This window comes from Acinetobacter sp. BMW17 (genome assembly GCF_001592855.1).
Classification (GTDB): domain Bacteria; phylum Pseudomonadota; class Gammaproteobacteria; order Pseudomonadales; family Moraxellaceae; genus Acinetobacter; species Acinetobacter johnsonii.
On record NZ_LSOD01000061.1, the window covers coordinates 1 to 439 of the forward strand.

The window sequence follows — 439 nt, forward strand, 5'->3', positions numbered from 1 at the left end:
AAACCCTTCAAATACGCGCTATTCAACTCACTACAAATAATGTGAGTGATTCACAAGTGCTTGGTGATTTACTCGATCAGATTCCACAAGATGAGCAGATTGACTCTGTCTATACTGATGGGGCTTATGACACCAAGCAATGCCGTCAAGTAATTGCAGACCGACAAGCACATGCGGTGATTCCGCCAAGAAAAAATGCGAAACCTTGGAAAGATACAAAGACCAGCTCGCTAGAGCGAAATGAATTACTTCGAACAGTTAAACGTTTAGGAAGAACAATATGGAAAAATTGGTCAGGCTATCATCGCAGAAGTCTGATAGAAACCAAGATGCATTGCATCAAATTATTAGGCGATAAACTCCGTGCGAGAAACTTTCAAAGCCAAGTCAATGAGATTCATGCACGTGTGGCCGTATTAAATAAATTTACAGATTTAGG

At 40.5% G+C, this 439-nt stretch carries 1 pseudogene; it reads left to right on the top strand.

Annotated features, from left to right (window positions below):
• Positions 1-439 (top strand): annotated as a pseudogene (locus tag AXW61_RS16975) (IS5-like element ISAha1 family transposase); the annotation flags it as partial.